General features: G+C 72.3%; 4 protein-coding genes and 2 pseudogenes. 1 reads left to right on the plus strand and 5 read right to left on the minus strand.

Going from position 1 to position 3,879, the window contains the following annotated elements:
* Positions 1-299: pseudogene (locus SACHA_RS24940) on the plus strand (sulfite exporter TauE/SafE family protein); the annotation flags it as partial.
* 87 nt (positions 300-386) lie between these two features.
* On the opposite strand, the gene SACHA_RS0105120 reads toward SACHA_RS24940, so the two are convergent.
* From SACHA_RS0105120 to SACHA_RS20385, 5 genes and pseudogenes are all read right to left on the minus strand, one after another.
* On the minus strand, positions 387-1,172 hold the full coding sequence (locus SACHA_RS0105120) for a VOC family protein (protein ID WP_019807692.1): 786 nt from the start codon (positions 1,170-1,172) through the stop codon (positions 387-389).
* On the minus strand, positions 1,165-1,857 hold the full coding sequence (locus tag SACHA_RS23295; RefSeq protein ID WP_083935781.1) for an ArsR/SmtB family transcription factor: 693 nt from the start codon (positions 1,855-1,857) through the stop codon (positions 1,165-1,167). The genes SACHA_RS0105120 and SACHA_RS23295 overlap by 8 nt, the downstream gene beginning before the upstream one ends.
* Before the next feature lie 159 nt (positions 1,858-2,016).
* Entirely contained in the window at positions 2,017-2,499 is a 483-nt protein-coding gene (locus tag SACHA_RS0105130; RefSeq protein ID WP_019807696.1) for a nitroreductase family deazaflavin-dependent oxidoreductase, read from the minus strand.
* Between the two features lie 21 nt (positions 2,500-2,520).
* Positions 2,521-3,495, minus strand: a complete 975-nt coding sequence (gene egtD, locus SACHA_RS0105135) for an L-histidine N(alpha)-methyltransferase (RefSeq protein ID WP_019807698.1) — start codon at positions 3,493-3,495, stop codon at positions 2,521-2,523.
* A pseudogene (locus SACHA_RS20385) lies at positions 3,492-3,879 on the minus strand (ergothioneine biosynthesis protein EgtC); the annotation flags it as partial. The gene egtD and the pseudogene SACHA_RS20385, both read right to left, overlap by 4 nt.

Below are 3,879 nucleotides of genomic sequence, written 5' to 3' on the forward strand. Positions count from 1 at the left end.
TCGGCGGGCCGCCGCTGGCGCTGCTCTACCAGCACTCCCCCGCCGCCCGGATCCGCTCCACCATGGCCGCGTTGTTCGCCCTCGGGTCGGCGCTGTCGCTGGTCGCGCTGGCCGTCGCCGGGCAGGTCGGCCGGCACGACCTGCTCACGGCGTTGTGGCTGCTTCCGTTCCTGCTCGCCGGTTTCCTGGTCTCCGGCCCGGCACGCCGACTCCTGCACGGCGGCCGGATCCGGGTCGCCGTGCTCACGGTGGCCGCCGTGAGCGCGGTCACCCTCATCGTGCGCGGTCTCATCGGTTGAGCCGGAACGCCCCGGTCGGCGAAATCCGGCCGTTGGCGCGGACGCCGTCGCCGCGGAGCCGCTCCCCCTCGGCATCGCTGAGCACGTTCAGCGCAGCGCACCGGTGATGATCCACAGGTGGCCGAACGGGTCGCGGATGCGCCCCGCGCGTTGACCGTAGGAGCGGTTCTCGATCGGCACCACCACCTCGGCGCCGTGGGCGACCATCCGCTCACCGAGTGCGTCCGGGTCGTCGTCCTCGACTTCGAGGAGGACCGCGGAGCCGCCGAGATCACTCGGTGCGAGCCAGCCCCACGCGGTGACGGCAGCCGAAACGCGGAAAACCGTTCCCGCGATGCGATGCTCGACGACGCTGGGGCGACCGTCGTCCATCGGTGGAGCACGGAACACTTCCCGGGAGCCGAGTGCGTCGCGGTAGAAACGCGAAGCGGATTCCGGGTCAGGCACGATCAGACGCGGCCAGAGGCGCGTCGGCGAGCTGCCGCTCGCTGCGGCCCGGCTGGTGTGGGCGAGAACATTGAGGATCGTCCCACCCGGATCCTCGACGAAGAAGCGGCGTACCCCCCAGGGCTCGTCGGTCAGCGGGTAGACCACACGCAGCCCACGGTCGATCGCGGCGCGGTGTGCGGCATCGACCGCCGCCGGGTCGCCCAGATCGACCCCGAATCGCGGCTGGGGCTGTTCGAAGCCGTCGGGAGGGATGAGCACCTGGGCGGTGCGGTTCGTCGGCGAGATCAGCCCGAGCACGGGCTCCTCCATGGCCACCTCGAGACCGAGAACCTCGGTGTAGAAAGCCCGGGACGACTCCGGATCCGGACCGTCGGCGTAGCAGACGGTCCGGGACGGAGACGCGGTGTCGATCGGATCAGTCATCAGGGATGTTCCTTTCGTGCTTAGGTGTCGTCGGAGTCCACTGCAGATGGACGAGTTGCCACGGCGTGCCCTCTTCGAGGACCGCGGTCATGACGGTGGGAACAGCGGCGTCGTCGGCGGCGGTGGCGACCTCGGCGGTGACGGTGAGTACCGTGGTCGTCGCACCGACAAGCCGGACGACCGGCTCGGTGAGGATCCGGTGACGGCGGTAGGGCGGGTGGGTCTCCACCGAGTCGAGACAGCCCTGTTTGTCGACGGGGCCGGTCATACCGGGAAACACCAGCACGGCGTCCCGACGGAGATGGCGCTGGAAAAAGGTCACGTCGCCGGCCGCGAAGGCATCGAGGAATCCGCCCATACGCGCGAGTAACGTGCGCGTCCGCGGCTGATCGGAGACCGCTGCGAGCTCGGCGGCCCAGCCGGTCGAGCGCAGCCAACCGGCGAGGGCCTCCAGCGCCGCCGGTCGCAGTTCGTAGGCACGGCCACGGCCATCGTCCGCGACGTCCCTGCGCGCGACGACCTGAGCCTCGCGTAGCTGGTTCAGGTGCCGGCTCAGCGCGGCCGGCGTCAAGCCCGTCGCCGCCGCCAGCTCGCTCGTACGCCTCGGACCGGCGGTCAAGGCGTCGAGGATGCGCATGCGCGTCGGATCGCCCAGGGTCCGCGCCAGAGCAGCCGTCTCGACCATGCCCACATCTTACTCACGCAAATGCGAGTTACAAACGCGGACGTGAGTGACATGGCTCTCCCGGCCCACGGTGTCCCGCTCTCTGCGGCGAGGCGCGGGCAGGGAGCACGCCGACCCGCGATCACGGCCCGGCGGTCGAGCCTTCCCGGTCCCGCGGAGTCAGCGGACCGGACCGAGCACGAAGATCGGCAGGTCCCGGCCCGCGGTGTCCCGCTCCCTCCCGTAGCCCGGCCAGTAGGCGAGCAACCGCCGCCACATACGGTCGTACTCGGCACCGTGCAGCTCCCGTGCCCGCACCGGGATCTCCCGCCCGGCGACGGTCACGGTGGCCTCGGGCTGCGCCCGGAGGTTGAACGTCCAGCCGGGATCCCGGGCACGTCCCCAGTTCGACCCGACGACCACGTACCCCGCACCGTCCGGCATGGACAGCAGGTTCGTCCCGCGCGGCGCCCCGCTGCGCCGGCCGAGCGTGGTCAGGTGCACCGACGGCAGCCCGGCGAGGCCCACCAGGCTGACCCGGCCGCGGGAGACCCGGTGCAGCACCCGGTCGGCCTCCACGATCCCGGCGGAGCGGCGCAGCACCCAGGTCCGGGTGCCCAGGACACGGGCCAGCGCAGTCAACGGGTTCCGCACGGAGGGCATCCGATCACGCCCCGTGCGGTTTCAGGAGACCGCCTCCGCCAACGACACCGCGAACCGGCGTCCGGAGTCGGTCCAGAAGTGCCGCAACGCGAACCCCGACCCGGCGAGCTCGGCGCGCACACCCTCCTCCCGGAACTTGGCGGAGACCTCGGTGCGGATCTCCTCTCCCGCGGTGAAGGACACCTCCAGATCCGCCCCGGGGATCCGGACGGTGGTGTCCGCACGGGCCCGCAGCCGCATCTCGATCCACTCGTCGTCCGCGTCCCAGTGCGCCACGTGGGCGAACAGAGTCGGGTCGAAGTCCGCGCCCAACCGGGTGTTGAGTACGTGCAGCACGTTGCGGTTGAACTCCGCGGTCACTCCCGCCGCGTCGTCGTAGGCCCGCACCAGCGTGGCCGGGTCCTTGACGATGTCGGTGCCGAGCAGGAACCACTCGCCGTCGGTGAGCACGTCGCGCACCGACGCCAGGAACTTCGCCCGTTCGGCCGGGGGGAAGTTGCCGATCGTGCCGCCCAGGAAGGCCACCAGTCGCGGGCGGCTGCCCGGCAGCGTGGCCAGACTCGCCGTGAAGTCGCCCACGACACCGTGCACCGGGAGGTCCGGGTAGTCCCGGCCGACCGCCTCGGCCGCCTCGGTCAGGGCGGAGGAGGACACGTCCATCGGCACGAACCGGTTCAGCGTGCCGTGCGCCCGCAGCGCGTCCAGCAGCGACCGGGTCTTCTCGCTGGACCCCGACCCCAGCTCGACCAGGGTGCGCGCCCCGGTCCCGGCCGCCACGGCGCCGGCCCGCTCGCGCAGGATCTCCCGCTCGGCCCGGGTCGGATAGTACTCGGGCAGTCCGGTGATCCGTTCGAACAGCTCGCTGCCCCGGGCGTCGTAGAACCATTTGGACGGCAGCCACTTCCGCGTCGCCGACAGGCCCTCGCGCACGTCCGCGCGGAGGGCCTCGGTGACGTCCTCGGTGCTGCCGTGGGTCTCGACCCGCACGTCGCTCACGCCTGACTCCGTTCTCCTCCGAGGATGTCGATGTCCACCCGGACCGCCGGGTGCCCACCGGTGACGCCGGTGCGTCCGCCGTCCGGGGACGCCGCCCGCCGGGCGACGACGAGACCGCCGTCGGGGACCGGCTCCCAGCCGGGGTCCGCGTCCCAGGGCTCCGAGGCGACGAACACCCCGTCCGGACCGGACGGGGACCGCAGGACGGACAGCGTGTGCCCCCACGCCGTGGCGACCAGCAGGTTCCGCCCGACGAGCAGCAGGTTCAGCCGCGACCCCGGCGCGGCCTGCACGACCTCCCAGGTCAGCCGCACCACGGCGTCGACCGGGTCGTCCCCGTCGCGCAGGCGCCGCCGCAGCAGCGCCCACAGCAGGGCGGAGTCC

This window comes from Saccharomonospora halophila 8 (assembly GCF_000383775.1).
Classification (GTDB): Bacteria; Actinomycetota; Actinomycetes; order Mycobacteriales; family Pseudonocardiaceae; genus Saccharomonospora; species Saccharomonospora halophila.